Source organism: Hymenobacter metallicola (genome assembly GCF_004745645.1).
In the GTDB taxonomy this organism is placed as follows: Bacteria; Bacteroidota; Bacteroidia; order Cytophagales; family Hymenobacteraceae; genus Hymenobacter; species Hymenobacter metallicola.
This window is the reverse complement of sequence record NZ_SRMB01000004.1, coordinates 91,429-107,775: the sequence shown is the minus strand read 5'-3', so window position 1 is coordinate 107,775 and position 16,347 is coordinate 91,429. Positions and strand designations below refer to the sequence as shown.

Here is a 16,347-nt window from a genome sequence, read left to right as displayed (position 1 = left end):
TGAGTCCTTTTCATCTTTTCGTAACAATGCTCCCTATGCTTGCCTATATCACCTGGGACGTGTCGCCCATCATTGCCCAAATCGGTCCGCTGACGCTGCGTTGGTACGGGTTGCTGTTTATGTCGGGCTTCGTGTTTGGCACCTTCATTCTGTCGCACATCTATAAGTCGGAGCGGGTGTCGCCGCGCTGGGTCGATGTGATTACCATCTACATGCTAATCGGCACGGTGGTGGGGGCTCGCCTGGGCCACTGCCTGTTCTACGACCCGGATTATTACCTGGCGCACCCGCTCGACATCCTCAAAATCTGGGAAGGCGGCCTGGCCAGCCACGGCGCTACCATCGGGATTCTGCTGGCTTGCTGGCTGTTTGCCCGCAACAATAAGTTCGACTACCTCTGGGTGCTCGACCGAATTGTGATTGTGGTGGCCCTGGGCGGAGCCCTGATCCGGACCGGCAACCTGTTTAACTCCGAGATTATCGGCAAGGTAACCGACGTGCCGTGGGCCTTCAAGTTCGTGCGCTACAACGAGATTCACCACGAAGTGACCAATATTCCGAACGAGCTGCGCCACCCCACCCAGATGTATGAGGCCCTATTCTGCATCGTGCTGCTGGCCATTCTGTATGCCCTGTGGAACCGCACCAAAGAGCGCACCCCGCGCGGGCTGCTGTTCGGTCTGTTTGTCGTATTTCTTTTCACGCAGCGCTTCCTGGGCGAGTACCTGAAGGAAAACCAGGTGGCTTTTGAAAATAACCTGCCGCTGAATATGGGGCAGATTCTGAGTATTCCCCTGATTCTGGTTGGCATCTGGGTGCTGTTGCGGGCTGGCAAAAACCCGAGCAATCCGCATGGCTACGCGCCGCGGGACTTAGGACAGGAAGAAGAAAATAATAAGCCGGTAGCCAAAGCCCGGTAGACGCAAGAGGCCGATTCAATCCTGAATCGGCCTCTTGCTTTTGGTATGGGTAGTCGCGCCTAGAGCTGGTACTCGTAAATGGCGCCTTCCTCGGTGCTGATGAAGAGCTTATTGTTGTCGTCTTTGTGAAACACGATGCCTTCCGTTTGGCCCGAGCCTTTCAGTGAAATCCGGCGGGGCGAGGCTTTGAGAGCCGCTTCGAAGCTGCTGCCTTCGAGCATAAAAAGCTCTTCGCGGGCCAGCAGGGCAATACGGCGGCCGTCGGAGCTGACATCGGCGCCGGTGACTTCGCCGGGAATGGCCAGACTGGTCAGCAGCCGCGCCTTTTGGGTGCCCGGCTGATCCGAGAGAGTATACACTTTGCTCGTGCTCTGGGCGCCCCGGTCTTTGGTGAACAGATACACTTTGCCCGCGTGCCACAGGGAAGCTTCGCAGTCGAAATTGCGCTGCTTTTTGCTCGGCGGAAAGGCATTCTGGTCAGAATACGAGAAGGCAATCTTGCTCAGATCCTGGGAATTGGGATTGAGCCGGTACACGACCAGGTCGCGGCGGGAATTGTTGTTGTTGCCCGCATCGACCACAAACAGGTTGCCTTTGTCATCCTGGGCCAGGCTTTCCCAGTCCACGTTGGGAAAAGGCAACGTAGAGCGCCCCAGCAGGCGGCCGCTCATGTCAATCTTGTAGAGGATGGGCTCGTTGCCGGCGTCGGCGTGGGTGTAGAATGTGCCGGCCGTTTCGGCCCGGGCCAGGCCCGAGCTTTCCGGTACACCCCCGTTGAGCGCGCCTACGCGCCGCAACCCGGGAATGGCACTTTCGATAAGGTTGTTTTCCAGGCTCTCCTTCTTGTCCTTTTTCTTGCCGCCCTTGCCTTTTTTATCGTCGCTCTGGGCTTCCGAGCAACCGGTGGAAAACAGAAGGGCAGCCAGAGAGGTACTCAGCAGAAATAAGCGCATGCGTGAAAAAAATATAGCTGAAAAAAGCCTTTGCCGCCCGGGCAAAGGCACTAAGAGGAAGTAGCCTATACGCAGGCCGGCCGCTTAAGGTACGGGGTCGTAGCCGTGGCCGCCCCAGGGGTGGCAGCGGCCGATGCGGCGCAGGGCCAGCCAGCCGCCCCGCCAGGGCCCGTGCTTTTGCACCGCCTGAGCCGCGTAGGCCGAGCACGTGGGCTGGTAGCGGCAGCTGGGCGGCGTCAGGGGCGAAATCAGGTTGCGGTACACCCAGATCAGGCCCAGCAACAGCTGACGAAACAGGTAGGACATGGGGGAGAAGTAAAGGAGCACGTAAAGCTAGCAGCGGAAGGTTGGGGGACGAGAACCGAACCACGTTTTCGTAAGTTTGGCTTACTAAACAGCCCGGCCTGCGGTTCGGGTTTCCTTTCACTTTCCCACTTTCCACCCATGTTACAAAAACTCTGGGCTACGGTTTTGCTGCTGGCGCTGCTCGTGCCTGCCGCGGCCCGTGCCGACGAAGGTATGTGGCTGCCGCTGTATGTGAAGCGGTTGAACTACGCCGACATGCAGAAAAAAGGCCTGAAGCTGACGGCCGAAGAAATTTACGACGTCAATAATGCCAGCCTGAAAGATGCCATTGTGCAGCTGGGCGGCTTTTGCACCGGCGAGTTTGTGAGCAGCCAGGGCCTGTTGCTGACCAACCACCACTGCGGCTACGACGCTATTCAGACCCACAGCACGCCGGAAAATAACATCCTGGAAAAAGGCTTCTTTGCCACCACCAAGAGCGAGGAGAAAACCAACCCCGGCCTGTTCGTGGATATCCTGGTGCGCATGGAAGACGTGACGGGCAAGGTGCTGGAAGGCATCACGCCCCAGACGTCGGAGATGGAGCGCACCGTGCTGATTCAGAAGCGGCAGAAGGAACTGGCGGATGCGGCCAAGGAAAACGGGCAGTACGTGGCCTACGTGCGCGACTTTTTTGCCGGCAACGAGTACTACATGTTCGTCTACCAGCGCTTCGGCGACGTGCGCCTGGTCGGCGCCCCGCCGGAAGCCATTGGCAAGTTCGGCGGTGATACCGACAACTGGGAGTGGCCCCGCCACACCGGCGACTTCTCGATGTTCCGGGTGTACGCCGACAAGAACAACAAGCCCACGGCTGGTCCCCAGGCCGACAACGTGCCCTACGTACCCAAAAAGCACCTGCCCGTGAGCTTGCAGGGCGTGAGCGAAGGTGACTTTGCCATGGTGTTCGGCTTCCCTGGCCGCACCCAGCGTTTCCTGCCCGCCGCCGGCCTACAGCTGACCCTGGACCAAAGCAACCCGGCCCGCATCAAGCTGCGCGACACCCGCCTGAAACTGTGGAAGGAAGACTCGGACGCCAACCCCGCCATTCGCCTGAAGTATGCCTCCAAATACGCCAGCATTGCCAACTACTGGAAATACTACATTGGGCAGAATGAGGGCATGAAGCGCCTGAAAACCGTAGACCAGAAGAAGGCTGAGGAAGCCTCGCTTCTGCAGTGGATTGCGGCCGATGCTACCCGGGGCCAGAACTACGGCTCGGCTCTGAACGACATCAACCAGGCCTACGCCGGTCTGCGCGAGTACAACCTGAGCTCGGTGTATGTCAACGAAGCCGCCTACGGCACCGAAATCGTGGCCTATGCTGGGCGCTTCTCGGCCCTGTACAACCTGCTCAAAGATCCTAAAGCCGATAAAGCCGCGGTGCAAAAGGCGGTGGCTGATTTGAAGGGGGCCGCGGAAGAGCACTTCAAGGACTATAATGCCCCAACCGACAAGAAGGTGTTTGCGGCCCTGATGCAGATGTATGCTACCGATGTGCCCAAGGCCCAGCAGCCCGACGTATTCCAGACGGTGCAGAAACAGTACGGCGGCTCGATGCAGAAGTATGCCGACTACGTGTTTGCCAACTCCTTCCTGACCTCGAAAGCCAAGACTGAAGCCTTCCTGGCCGCGCCCACGCTGGCTAAGCTGGAAGCCGACGCCGGGTTTAAAACCTGGAACTCGGTGTATACCAACTACTCCCAGAATATCATTCCCAAAATTCAGGGCTACCAGGCCACGCTGGCCCGCGCCAACCGCGCCTATGTGGCGGCGCTGCGCGAAAAGAACACCAGCAAGGTATACTCGCCCGACGCCAACTCGACGCTGCGCCTGAGCTACGGCACCGTGCGTGACTACTCGCCCCGCGACGCGGTAGACTACAAGTACTACACCACGGCCCAGGGTATTCTGGACAAGGAAGACCCCACCAACCCCGAGTTTGTGGTGCCTAAGAAGGAAAGTGAACTGCTGCGGGCCAAAGATTACGGCCGCTTTGCCGACAAGGACGGCACCCTGCACGTGGCCTTTACCACCGACAACGACATTACGGGCGGCAACTCCGGCTCCCCGGTTATCAACGGTCGTGGGGAGCTGATTGGCATTGCCTTCGACGGCAACTGGGAAGCCATGACCGGCGACCTAGCGTACGACCCGGACCTGAAACGCTGCATCAACGTGGATATTCGCTACGTGCTCTGGTGCGTGGAAAACCTCGGAGGGGGGAAAGCCCTGGTTGACGAAATGACCATTGTCAACAACGGCCCAAATCCCGGCGTGGGTCCGCAAAACAGCAGCTCGGCCATGCTCAACCAGCTCGGCGACGTAGACAAGATGAAAGTCAAGACCGACGACGGGCAGAAAACCAAGGTGAAAAAGAAGAAAACCAAGGAAAAGGTGGAAGGCGCCGCCGGCATGTAGGTTCCAATCGTCTTCTAGTGGCTTGAAAGGCCCCGGCACTGCACGTGTCGGGGCCTTTTTGCGGCGGGCCGGAAAATACCGCCTTGCACATGCTTTGTTTTAGCGCAACATTCTCCTACTTAGGGAGCTAAAAAACTGTCGACAAGCCAAGGTCCTGAGCCTATGCCAAAAATCTACCTATCGTTGAGTGTCTTATTGTTATTCACTTCCCTAGCCGTAGCGCAGGGCAACGGGCCCGGGGTACGCGGGGCCCGGGCCGCGGCATTGGGCAACGCTTCCGTCACCCTGGCCGACGTGTGGTCGGTGGGCAACAACGTAGCCGGCCTGGGGCAGGTGACGAGCCCGGCGGTGGGTTTCTATGCCGAAAACCGTTACCTGAGCCGGGCCCTGAACACGGCCGTGCTGGCCGCGGCCCTGCCACTTGGCGCCCCTACCGACGGCAAGGCTACCAAAGGCGTCGTTGGCTTCGAGGCCCAGCGCTTCGGCGACAAGCTCTACTCCGAACAGCGCGTGGGGGCCGGCTACGGCTACCGCGGCAGCCTGATCAGCGTTGGGGCCCGGTTCGATGTGCTGCAAGTCAGCATCGAGGGGCTGGGCAGCAAGCGGGCCGTGGCCGTTTCGCTCGGCGGGCAAGCCGAAGTGGTGCCCAAACGGCTGTTTTTCGGAGCCTACCTCTACAATCTGAACCAGGCCCGCTTGGCTGAATATGCGAACGAGCGGGTTCCCACGGTGCTCAAGGCCGGCCTTTCCTTTCGCCCTACCGAGAAGGTGATGCTGAATGCCGAAACCGAGAAGGATGTAGACCAGAGTGCCGATTTTAAGGCCGGTATCGAGTATCAGGTGCTAGATGCCCTGGTCGTGCGCGGGGGCTTGTCGACGCTTAGTCGCCAAACTACTGGCGGGGTAGGGTTGAAAGCCGGGCAATTCCGCATTGATTACGCGGCAGCCTGGCACACGGCCCTGGGCTTGAGTCAGCACCTAGCCATTGGCTTGCAACTCAACCGAGCGGCCCAATGAAACTACCTTTCGTGCCGCTGGCAACCCTCGGGCTGCTACTGCTGACGGCGGGGCCAGTGCTGGCCCAGGAATACGTGCGCCCTCCCGCCGACCTGGACCGGCTCGTGCAGGAGCTCTTTGCTGAAATTCAGAGTGACCAGGTGCCCTATGAGGACCTCTACGAAACGCTACTGCTTTACTACCAGACGCCGCTAAACCTGAACACGGCCACGCGCGAGGAACTGCGGGCCCTGCTGCTGCTCTCCGAAACCCAGATTTCGGCCTTGCTCGAGCACCGGCAAACCCAGGGCAACCTCATCAGCCTATACGAGCTGCAAAGCATCGAGGGCTTCGACCTGCGCACTATCTACCGGGTGTCGCCTTTCGTGGCGGTGCAAAGCAACCTGGGCAATTCAGCTCGGGGTCCTTTGTGGAAGCGGATTGCCCAGGAAGACAACAACGCGCTGTTTGTGCGCTACGAGCGGGTGCTGCAGGAGCGGGAGGGCTACACAGCCCCCACCGTAAGCCGCAGTGGTAGCCTGAGCAGCCGTTACCTGGGCTCGCCCGACAAGCTAATGGCGCGTTTTCGGGTCAGCCACCAGCGCGACTTCAGCCTGGGGTTGACGGCGGAAAAAGATGCGGGCGAACCGCTAACCTGGAGCCCCAGTACCCGCCGCTACGGCGCCGATTTTTACTCCGGCCACTTTGTGCTGCAGGAGCGGGGGCGGCTCAAAACCCTGGCCCTGGGTGACTATCAACTGCAATTCGGGCAAGGGCTGCTGCTGTCGTCGGGGCTGCAGGTGGGCAAAGGGGCCGAAACAATTACCACCATTCGGCGCAGTAGCCTGGGCGTGCGGCCTTATTCCTCAGTGCTCGAAAGCACCTTCTTCCGCGGAGCCGCCGCCACGTTCAACCTCACCTCGACGCTGCGGGCCACGGCTTTCCTGTCGCGCAAGCGGGTGGATGCCAACGTCCAAACTGCCACCGACTCGCTGGCCGAGTTTGATGAGTTTTCGTCGGGCTTTCTGATTACCGGGTTTCACCGCACCGCGTCGGAGCTGGCCAACCGTCAAACCCTGCGCGAAACCATTGGGGGCGGCAACCTGACATATACCAGCCGTAGCAGCAATTTCAGCGCGGGCCTTACGGCCGTCGATACCCACTTCGATAAACCCCTGCAACGGCAGGCCGAGCTCTATAATGCTTTCGAGTTTCGGGGGCGGCACAACCTGGCCCTGGGCGCCCATTACAGCTACGTTATCCGGAACATCATTCTGTTTGGCGAAACGGCCCGCTCAAGCAGTGGTGGCCTGGGTACGGTAAACGGCCTGCTGGCCAGCCTGGCCTCCACCGTAGACGTCTCGTTGCTTTACCGCAACTACGCCCGCGACTTTCACACGTTTTACGGCAACGCGCTGAGCGAAAACACGCGCAATATCAACGAGAAAGGGCTGTATGTTGGTTTAAAGATGCGCCCTATTGCCCGCTGGGAAGTTTCAGCCTATTACGACCAGTTTAGCTTTCCCTGGCTGAAGTTTCAGGCCGGCACGCCCACGCAGGGCTACGACTGGCTGGTGCGCGTAGCCTTTGCACCCTCCAAAACCAGCTTGCTCTACGCACAGATTCGCAACCGGGTAAAAGAGTACGACGTGGCCTCGGCGAGCAGCCTGCCCCAAACGGCTCCCACCCAGCGCCGCAGTCTGCTGTTGTTTTACGATACCAGCCCCACGCTGAATCTGAGCTTGCGCACTCGCCTGCAGGGCACCCACTACCGGGAAGACAACGGTCCGCAGCGCACGGGCTACGTGCTGGCCCAGGATGCCGCCGTCAAAATCGGCCGGCGTTTGCAGCTTAGCGGCCGCTATGCCCTATTCGATACCGACGACTTCGATACGCGGCAGTACGTGTTCGAGCAGGATGTGCTCTACGCCTTTTCCGTACCGGCCCTGAGCGGGCAGGGCACCCGGGCCTACGCCATTGCTGAGGTGAAGTGTACCAAGCACCTCACCCTGTGGCTGCGCTACGCCGAAACCCACTACCGCAACCAGGATACGGTTGGCTCCGGTCTGGAAGAGCTACAAGGGCCCCGCCGCTCGGAAGTGAAAGCCCAGGCCCGCTACCGGTTCTAGCTCAGCCGTTCACCAACGCACCAAACTTACTCTTCAAATAAAAAGGGCAGCTCCACGTGTGGAGCTGCCCTTTTTTAGGAGCTATACCGAAGCTGCTTATTGCTTCAGCAGGCGCTGAACGGAAGTGCCATCGGGCATATTAATGTGCAGCTGGTACACGCCGGTGCTGAGCTTGCTCAGGTCCAGCTCGTACTGCAGCAGGGCGGCGCCTTTGGTCAGCGTTTGCGCGGCTACCGTGCGGCCCATCGCATCGGTTACCCGCAGGCTGACCGTGCCCCGCTGGGCATTGTCTACGCTCACTTTGAAGATACCGGTGCTCGGGTTAGGATACACCTGAATGCCTTTCAGCTGGGCCGTGTTTTTGTTGCTGAGCACATTAGCCTCGTTGGTATAAGCCGATGCGCCAATCGTATTCACGGACCGTACGCGGTAGAAGTAGCGGCCGTTTACCGTCACTTGGTCTTCGTAGTAAGTAGTCGGAGCGGCTACCGTGGCAACGCGCTGGAAATTGGTGTTGTTCTGGAAGGAACGCTCAATTTCGTACGAAGTGGCGCTGCTGCCGGGGTCTGCCGACCAGATAACATCCACTTTGCCGGTACCGTTGCTGTAGGTGTTATATACCGTCTGCAAGGACAGTGGCGCCGGTGGAACAGTGCCCAGCGTGCATACTTCCAGGCTCCAGGCCCGCAAGGTGCCGCCGTTAGCCGCATTGTTGTCGCTCACAGTCAGCGTCCAGTTGCCGCTGGCGGGGCCGTTGAGCAGGTCGCTGAGGCTGTTGGCAGGTTGCACGGTGAGGCCACTGCTCAGCGGGCAGCTGATGCGGGCCGGAGCCGAGTCGTCGAAGTTCAGATTGATGTCGGCAGTGCCAGGGCAGAGGTTGGCCAGCAGCACAGCCGAGCGACCCGCTGGGTTGGTCAGCGTTACCGTCAGCTCACTCACGTCCGGGTGGGTAATGGTCAGGTTCTTGATCCGGATATCCGATACCAGTTCCCCATTGGCTACGTTGATAACCGAGGTAACCGAGCGGGTGGCGCCGGCGGCGAAAGTGCGCGGCACTTGCGTAGCGGCAATCGTCTGACAAACACTCGTGCCGGTCTGGAACGAGGTAACCGCCGAGAACGGAGCCGTACCGCAGGTGCTCGTACCGCGCACGCGCCAGTAGTACGTCACGCCCGACTGCAGCGCTACCCGGGGGGTAAAGGTCGTGCTAGTTACGGCCGTGAGCGGCAGCACAACGTTGGTGAATGCGGCATCGGTAGCTATTTCAATTTCGTAGCCCGTAGCGTTGGGCACTGCCGTCCAGGAGAAGCGGGGCCGCAGCGTGGTGCGGGTGGTGGCAGTAGGCGTAATCGGGGCCGCGGCCTGGGTAGCCAGCTGATTAACCGTAATCAGGAATTGCTGCTGCTGCGTAATGCTGCCGCTGGTGCCTACCAGATTGATCAGGTAAGTGCCGGAAGGGGTAGCCGCTGTGGTCGTGATGGTAGCCTGGGTAGAGCCACCCACTGCTACGCTGGCGTTGGTATAGGCTACCGACATCCCCGCGGGCAGGTTGCTGGCCGACAAGGCCACCGTACCCGTGAAACCCTGCAACTGACCTACTGCCACGTTCAGGGTCGTGGTGCCACCCGGGCAGATGGCCGGAGCAGTGGCCGATGCCGTAGTGGGCGTCAGGAAGAAGGTTGGCCCCGTAGGTACCTGAATGTTGAAGTTATCATTGGAAATATCGAAGAAGATATTCCCTGAAGCCTGGATTTTGATTCGAGCGGCGCTGGTGTTGCCTACGCTAGCCGGAACCGTTACTTGCTGGCTTCCGTCGTTGGGCGTGTTAGCTAGCAGTACCGTCGGGAAGGTGCGGCCGCCGTCGGTAGAAAGCATGATGTCAACATTGGCGGCGTTGATGGGGGCCGCCGTGGTGTTGGCTACATTCCATGTTACCTGCTGGGGGGCACCGGCCAGCCACCGGACGGGGTTAGCCGAAACCGGCGTGTTGGGGAAAGTTACCAGGAACGGACCAGCCGTGGGTACCACCACTACGTGCATCGAGTCGTAATCGACGCCGCCGCCGCCCACGCGGTTGTCGCGGGCGACCAAGCGGAAGATCAGACGCCGGCCATAGGTCGGTAGAATCTCCCCGATCGTGTCGGTGTTGGTAATCAGGTTGTAGAGCTTCGGGAACGTGCGCGAAGGCGAAGGCGTGGGGGTGAAGAAGCGGAAAATTGGCGCGTCACCTTCGGGGGCTGTCGGCGAACCGGTCGGCCCCAGGTTGTACTGCTCCCAGGAATACGTCAGCGGGTCGTTGTTGGCATCCGTGGCCGAGCCAGTCAGAGTGAAAGGCGTGCTCACCGGAATCCGGTAGTTAGTACCCGCGTTTACTACCGGAGGCTGGTTGTTGGTAGGCGTCACCACGCCGCAGTTGCCCGCGCCCGTAATGTGGGCAACAATCTGGTCGAAGCTGCGCGAGTGGAAATACGGCTCGCTATTGCGCGACAAGTCCTGGGGAGCGCAAATGCCCGCGTAGGCCATAATCGTGGTGCCGCTGCCGGGCTCGTAGGCCGAGGTAGAGGAGCGGTTGCTACCGGCGCAGTTGCCGGTGTTGCTGTTGAAGGTATGGTCGCCGCCAAACTGGTGACCCATTTCGTGGGCTACGAAGTCAATATCAAACGCGTCGCCAGTGGGATTGGGCAGGCCCGTTACACCGCGGGCTTTGCCTTGGCTGAATGAGGCGTTGGTTGGCAAGCAAACCGAAGGCTTCTGCGCTACGCCACCGCCAACGGTGCTGAATACGTGTCCGATGTCATAGTTAGCCTCCCCGATGAGGGTAGAAATCGTGCGCTGATTCTCATTCAGCATGGTGGAGGCACTGTTGTTGGTATACGGGTCCGTGGCCGGGTCCAGGAAGATAAGCTGGTCGGTATTGGCAATCAGCACCAACCGCACGGCTACTTCTTTCTCGTAGACGCCGCTCACGCGGTTCACCGACGTGACCATGGCCGCCAGGGCCTGGGGTTTGGTGCCACCCTTGTTGGCCGTGTACTCGGCCGTGCAGGCCAGCGCCAGGCGGTAGGTACGCAGCTGCGTACCGTTGGGCTGGCGCGCAAACTCGGCGGGCTTGGGCACGTCCAGCGTTTCGGTATCGGTATTCAAGCACACCGCCCGGGTGGCCGAGCGGTCCATGGACTGCCGGTCGAAAACCAAGTGGTGCACATTGTCGCCCTGGGCGGCCGGGTCGATGTAGATCGTCTGGCCCTTGCTGCCCATAATCATGGCGTGGAAACCAGCCGGCGACACGTCGATGCGGGCCGTAGCGGCCGGGTCGTCGATGCCCTGGGCCGCGTAGGTTTTAATCGAGGGGTACTTTGCCGCCAGCGTAGGGTGCATTACCGAAACCTGCACTACCCGGAAGCGCTGAGAAGAGCCATCGGGCAGGGGGAGCGAAATAACCGTGGCCGAGTTGCGGGCACCGGCGCCCTGTTCGGCCGGCGCTTGCTGTAAGGCACTCCGCACCGCGTCCATTTGGAAAGAAACTGGCCGGAACTGACGCAGTGCGCTAGTAGTAGGAAGAGCCGCAGCTGGAAGTTGGGTGTCGTCGGCCCAGAGGACGCGTTGAGCGGCTGCCTGATGGGAAGCGCCCAGCGCCGCCACCAGCAAGCCGCCTAACAAGGCCGGCCGCCACGGGCGCCACGAGTTCGTAAACGTTGACGTCATAAGATAGGATTGGAAGAATGAAGAAGATCAGCATTTGGTTGAAGGCCCCTAAGATAGTGTTTTTTGCATGGGGCAATAAGGCTGAATTCTCTATTTTCCAGTTCCAGTGGCCTTGGGTTATTCTATTAATCAGGGGCTTCGAATCCGGCGCTGCGCCCGGCTGGCAAACTGGCTTTGTCGAAGCAGATATAATAGCGCGTATCGTTGCGGCGGTAGGGTTCGATGAAATACGTATGACCGCTGCGGGTAAGCATGGCCCGCAGACCAGCTGGTGTTACTTCCAGCCGTACCTCATGGGCGGGGTGGCCAGGCTCCTGTCCGGCATAGGTCTGCAGCTCCGGATATTTGGCCGCCAGCTCGGGTGCCATCACCTGGGTCGTGCGCATGCGGAACGCCACCAAGCTGCCATCGGGCAAGGGAAGCTGCAGTACAGGGCCTGCCGTACCGGCCGAAGCCAGGGTCTTCTTGAGGGCTGGCAGGTTGAGCTCCAGCACCCGGGAGGGCTTCACCGGAATGCGGGGCGGCCCCAAGCGTGTAGCCTGGGCAGCACTTATCGGCTTCCAGAAGGATGGCAGAGTGGGGGCTTGCGTACTTGCGGGAATTTTGTCCATTATAACGGGCAGGCCATTCAAGGTAGAAGCCAGCAAAAGAGCCCAGGCAAACGGATAGAACATGGCGTGGTAGGAAAGGGTGAACAGCCCCAGCTATTCCATAACCCTGCCGGATTTGGGAGCTAGTCGTCTGAAAAATAAAGCCCGGCTGGTAGCTACCGGCCGGGCTTTAGTAATGAATAAGGCAAGCTCAGGACTCATTTTTAACAAACACAACCTGGGCTTTATCGGCCGCGCTTATTTTGCGGCGAAACTCCACGTAGGCCGGGTAATCGGTGCGGGCAAAGTGCGCCACGGGCATGCGCAGCTGCCGCACGTATTGCAGGGTGCCGTCGGCCAGGGTCTGAATCTGGCTGGAGTAGGAGCCGAACGTAGTAGTCAGCTTTACCGGACTGGGCAGGCTTTCGGGCTTCATGCCGGCCGGCACATGAATCCGAATGGTGTCGGAGTAGGCAAAAGCATTATCGAGCCAGATGTCGGCTTGCCGTTCGCCCACCGTCGCCGGCAAAGAAGCCCAGCGGCTCAGCAGATTGGCTGAAACAAACACCCGTTTGCCGCTCGGGGGCGCAAAGTTGGGTAGCGTCAGGGCCAGGCTTTCCACCATGCTGGGCACGGCCGCCGGGGCCCCGGGCGCGAGGCTAAACTTGGCAATGCTAAAGTTGGCCAGCGGTAGCACATCCGCAATGCGCTTTTTCTGCTCGGCTGGGTCCAGGCTATGAAACAAGAAATTGTAGCGGTCCTGCTCCAGACCCGTGCGCACCGTGCGGATGCTGGCCGTGGCATTGCCTTGGGCATCCACGTACACGTCGGCGCGCCGCTCCCGGCGGTTTTCGGCGGCCCCGTAGCTGGGCGTGCGTACCAGTTTGCCCCCGCTCGGAGTCAGCAGCAGGGCGTGGCGGTTGCCCGTAAAGCTGCCCATGTAATTAAAGGCCGTCGTCTGACTCGTGCATTCCAGCCACACGGTGTCGGGCTTGGCCGCTTTCGCCAAGGGCACGCACAGCACAACGTGGTTGAACTGGCTGCTGGGAAATTCGGTGCGGATGTCGGGCTCGTCGGCCCGCACCAGGGCGCAGTACGACGTGATATTGGCTGCTTGCAGTAGTGCCTTGCAATAGTTAGTTAAGGCTTTGCAGTCGCCGTAGCCGTTGGCGGCTACCGACGAGGCCGGAAAGGTTTGCCAGCCCCCGATGCCCAGCTGAATGGAAATGTAGCGGGTATTGGCCTGCAGGAACTCGTACACCTTCCGGATCCGGGCCCGCTCGTCGGTTTCTCCCTGCACCAGGCTCGCAATGCGGGCCTTAATGGCTGGGGGAAGCTCGTCCCGGCCGGCGTTGAGCTGATACGTCCACTCGCCCAGGGTCTGCCAGGAAGTGAGCTTGCCGTGGTGGCCCTGCACCTCAAACTCGGTGGGGGCCGTTAGCACGGCCGGAGTCAGCTCCGACACCGGGGGCGCGTCAAGCTCTTCGTCTACCGCCACTAGGTCGTGCACCTGCCACTGGTACACCAGCTGGGTTCCTTCGGTGCTGGCAATGGCGGCCGAGCCCACGGGCAAATGCCGTTCCTGGTAGCGCAACGGCAGGTTGGCGGGCGTTACCACCCGAAATGACGACTTCTCCACGGCCAGCTGCTCCTGGGGCTGGGGGCGCCAGGAGGAGTAGAACAACGGGTTGTTGGATACTACCTCGTACTCGTATTCGACCGTGTAGGGGTAGGTTGCCTGGCGCAAATCGGCGGCCCGGCCCCGCCCGTCGCTGGCCAGGCTGAACCCGTCGGACAGGCCGTAGTCGCGCACGTCGCTGGGGCGGAGCTGGCGCAGGGCCTGCCCGGCGGCATTGTACACGGTGCCGCGCAAATAGCTCACGGTGTTGAGCTGGTCGTAGTACACTACTTGCATGGCCCAATCGGCCCCGGCCTCGTCGAGGATGGTGACGGCGCGGCGGTTGGTTTCTACGGTGCGGCTCACCGATTTGACTACCAGCGTCTGCTCATCCAGGCGCACCACGGCGTGAGCGTTTTCCCGCAGGGCCGCGGGCATGTCGGCCACTGCGTAGCGCGGGGCCGCACCCGCTACGGCCACCGAAGCGGCGGTGCCCTGCATCAGCAGCCAGGCGGCCGCAGTTAAGTAAGAAGGCCTCATGACTTCTTTTTCAAAACGATTTGCTCGGCCTGCTTGGCCAACATGCGGGTGTAGAACTCGCGCAGGTAGGCGTATTCTTCGGCCATGTAGACCGGCTTGCGCAGGCTCATGCGGCTGGCTATCTGCACGGTACCCTGGCCGTTGTCCTGCACGGTGTAGGAGAAGCGGCCCCCGTTGTCAGGCAAATCGACAATGGCGGGCTTGGGCAGCTCCTCGGCCATGTAGCCGGCGGGCAGCGTAATGGTCATCATCACCGTTTCGTCGAACTGGGCCCCGAAATCAACCGGGAAGCGGCGGTTCTCGTGGCGGAAGGGGTTTTTGTCGGCGCTGAACTGGCGCAGGGGGCTGAAGTAAATCGTGTTGATGGGCGTGTCGGACCCGGGCATGGCAAACTCGTAGTCCAGGGCCAGGGGCTTGTGCAGCACTTCGCGCTCCTGGAAGGCAAACTTAGGAATGGTCCAGCCTTCGTGGCTGCTGGCAATTTCTTCCATGAACTTCTTCTCGCCGTTCTTCTGCAGCTTCTCCCGGCCTTCCAGCCCGGCGTAGCCACCGTGCTCCTGGTGAATTTTGCCCTTGTAGCCGCCTTTCTCGTCCAGCACCAGCTGAATCTGGCGGTACTCCAAGTGGCGCTGGGCGGGCTGCAGGTTCACCCAGCGCGACTGGGCGGCGTCGGGCAGAATCAGGCGGCCGGTGCCGTTGAGGCAGCGCGGGGGCAGCATGCCGCAGGGCACCAGCTGCTCAGTGGCATCAATGAGCATTTCCTTGCCCTCGGGCAGGGCTACGTGGGCAATAACGTAGTTGAACTTGCTCAGCAGCGGGAAGTTCTCGTTGACCAGGCCATGGTCGCGGGTGCTGAGCAGTACGGGGTTGGCCGGCACGCCCGCGTCGCGCAGCAGGGCAATCAGCAGCAGGTTCACGTCGGCGGCCGAGCCGCTGTGCTGGTCGTAGGCTTTGCGCAACGACCCGCTGGCGTAGACGCGGTCCGCCCCGTTGTACTTCACCGACTGGCGTACCAAATCGTGCACGGCCGCTATGCGCTGCTGCACGTCAGGATATTTGGCAACCAGAGCCGTGGTTTTATCTTTTAGGAAGCCGCCGCGCTTGAGCTGACCGCCAAATTCGTCGTCGTCCAGCAACACCTGGTTCATCTTCTCCCAGGTGCTCGACACGCTGCGGTAGGGCTCGTTGGGCCACTTAGTGCCGGCCAATTCGAAGTCGATGCGGGCCACGTAGTCGCGCGGGGTGGTCATGTAGGGCTCCGAGCGCAGGGCCGGCACATCCTTCATGGCCCAGCGGTGGTTGGTCACCTGGGCCGTAATGGCCCCGGCGCCGGCCGAGTGGCCTTCACCGGTAACGTCCGTGAGCGAGGTGCGGGCCCAGCGGATGACGTACTGCGTGTTACTTTCCTGGCGTTCCTGCACGGCTAGGGGCTCGTAGCCCTGCATGAGCATTTTGTAATCGAGGTACTCGGGAATGGAGGCCCGGTACTCGCTCCAGCGCGTCGGAATGGACTGCTGAAACTGCCAGTCCTGGAAGTTGAAGATAAAGTCGGAGGTAATGGTGTAGGAATACTCGATAACCGAGCCCTCCCGCACATTGGGCAGGGTAAACTTGCGGATAAAGTTATTGGCCGACAGCTGCTCGGTGAAGATGGCCGAGGTTTCCAGCTTTTCCTTGACTACCTGGTTGTTCACCAAATTATAGGTGAAGCCGCGCAGGGCCGAGAGCTTTTCCGCGTTGTTGTCCTTTTTGTAGAGGGGCACCTGCACGGTGGCCCAGTCGTAGCCCGACTTTTTCAGGATTTTGATACGGGTAACCCGGTCGTATACCACGCGGAAGCCTTCGTCGCCGACTTCGAAGCGTGAACGACCAAAGTCGCAGAGAATGACGGCCTCGGCGGCGCTGTCGGCCGCGAAGTTGGCGGCGGTCAAATCCTGCTCATCAATTTTGCCGAATTTGATAGGGTCAGCTTGGCCCAGCGCAGGCAAAGCAGCACACAGACCCACAACGGCAGCGCCCAGGGCGCGACGTAGTACATGTGCAATCATACAGGAAACTATAGTGAGAAGAGAAAAATAGCGACTAACGCTTTTGCACACTCAGGGCAAAAGCAGTTGAATGGAAGAGTAG

At 60.4% G+C, this 16,347-nt stretch carries 10 protein-coding genes; 4 read left to right on the top strand and 6 right to left on the bottom strand.

Going from position 1 to position 16,347, the window contains the following annotated elements; translation table 11 throughout:
* Positions 1-35: 35 nt before the first annotated feature.
* Positions 36-920, top strand: a complete 885-nt coding sequence (gene lgt / locus E5K02_RS18890; protein ID WP_135396827.1) for a prolipoprotein diacylglyceryl transferase — start codon at positions 36-38, stop codon at positions 918-920.
* A 59-nt stretch (positions 921-979) separates the two neighbouring features.
* Here the strand turns inward: lgt and E5K02_RS18885 are convergent, their stop codons facing one another.
* Both E5K02_RS18885 and yidD read right to left on the bottom strand, forming a co-directional pair.
* Positions 980-1,873: a hypothetical protein gene (locus tag E5K02_RS18885; protein WP_135396825.1), complete on the bottom strand. Its 894-nt coding sequence runs from the start codon at positions 1,871-1,873 to the stop codon at positions 980-982.
* 84 nt (positions 1,874-1,957) lie between these two features.
* A complete protein-coding gene (yidD, locus tag E5K02_RS18880; RefSeq protein WP_135396823.1) occupies positions 1,958-2,179 on the bottom strand; it encodes a membrane protein insertion efficiency factor YidD in 222 nt (73 codons plus the stop codon).
* A gap of 138 nt (positions 2,180-2,317) precedes the next feature.
* On the opposite strand from yidD, the gene E5K02_RS18875 reads away from it, so the two are divergent.
* The 3 genes from E5K02_RS18875 to E5K02_RS18865 all read left to right on the top strand — a co-directional run bounded on the left by E5K02_RS18875 (position 2,318) and on the right by E5K02_RS18865 (position 7,764).
* Complete coding sequence (locus E5K02_RS18875) at positions 2,318-4,639, top strand: S46 family peptidase (RefSeq protein WP_167856491.1); 2,322 nt, start codon at positions 2,318-2,320, stop codon at positions 4,637-4,639.
* A 162-nt stretch (positions 4,640-4,801) separates the two neighbouring features.
* Positions 4,802-5,656: a hypothetical protein gene (locus tag E5K02_RS18870; protein ID WP_135396821.1), complete on the top strand. Its 855-nt coding sequence runs from the start codon at positions 4,802-4,804 to the stop codon at positions 5,654-5,656.
* Positions 5,653-7,764, top strand: coding sequence for a helix-hairpin-helix domain-containing protein (locus E5K02_RS18865; protein WP_135396819.1), 2,112 nt, complete (start codon positions 5,653-5,655; stop codon positions 7,762-7,764). The genes E5K02_RS18870 and E5K02_RS18865 overlap by 4 nt, the downstream gene beginning before the upstream one ends.
* A 96-nt stretch (positions 7,765-7,860) precedes the next feature.
* Here E5K02_RS18865 and E5K02_RS18860 read toward each other — a convergent pair whose 3' ends face one another.
* The 4 genes from E5K02_RS18860 to E5K02_RS18845 form a co-directional block, all read right to left on the bottom strand.
* On the bottom strand, positions 7,861-11,469 hold the full coding sequence (locus tag E5K02_RS18860; protein WP_135396818.1) for a reprolysin-like metallopeptidase: 3,609 nt from the start codon (positions 11,467-11,469) through the stop codon (positions 7,861-7,863).
* 125 nt (positions 11,470-11,594) lie between these two features.
* On the bottom strand, positions 11,595-12,143 hold the full coding sequence (locus E5K02_RS18855; RefSeq protein WP_135396817.1) for a hypothetical protein: 549 nt from the start codon (positions 12,141-12,143) through the stop codon (positions 11,595-11,597).
* A gap of 127 nt (positions 12,144-12,270) precedes the next feature.
* Positions 12,271-14,217 (bottom strand): DUF3857 domain-containing protein, encoded by a 1,947-nt coding sequence (locus E5K02_RS18850; protein WP_135396816.1) that lies wholly within the window; start codon positions 14,215-14,217, stop codon positions 12,271-12,273.
* Complete coding sequence (locus E5K02_RS18845; protein ID WP_135396815.1) at positions 14,214-16,265, bottom strand: DUF3857 domain-containing protein; 2,052 nt, start codon at positions 16,263-16,265, stop codon at positions 14,214-14,216. Before E5K02_RS18845 ends, E5K02_RS18850 begins: the two co-directional genes overlap by 4 nt.
* Positions 16,266-16,347 lie beyond the last annotated feature (82 nt).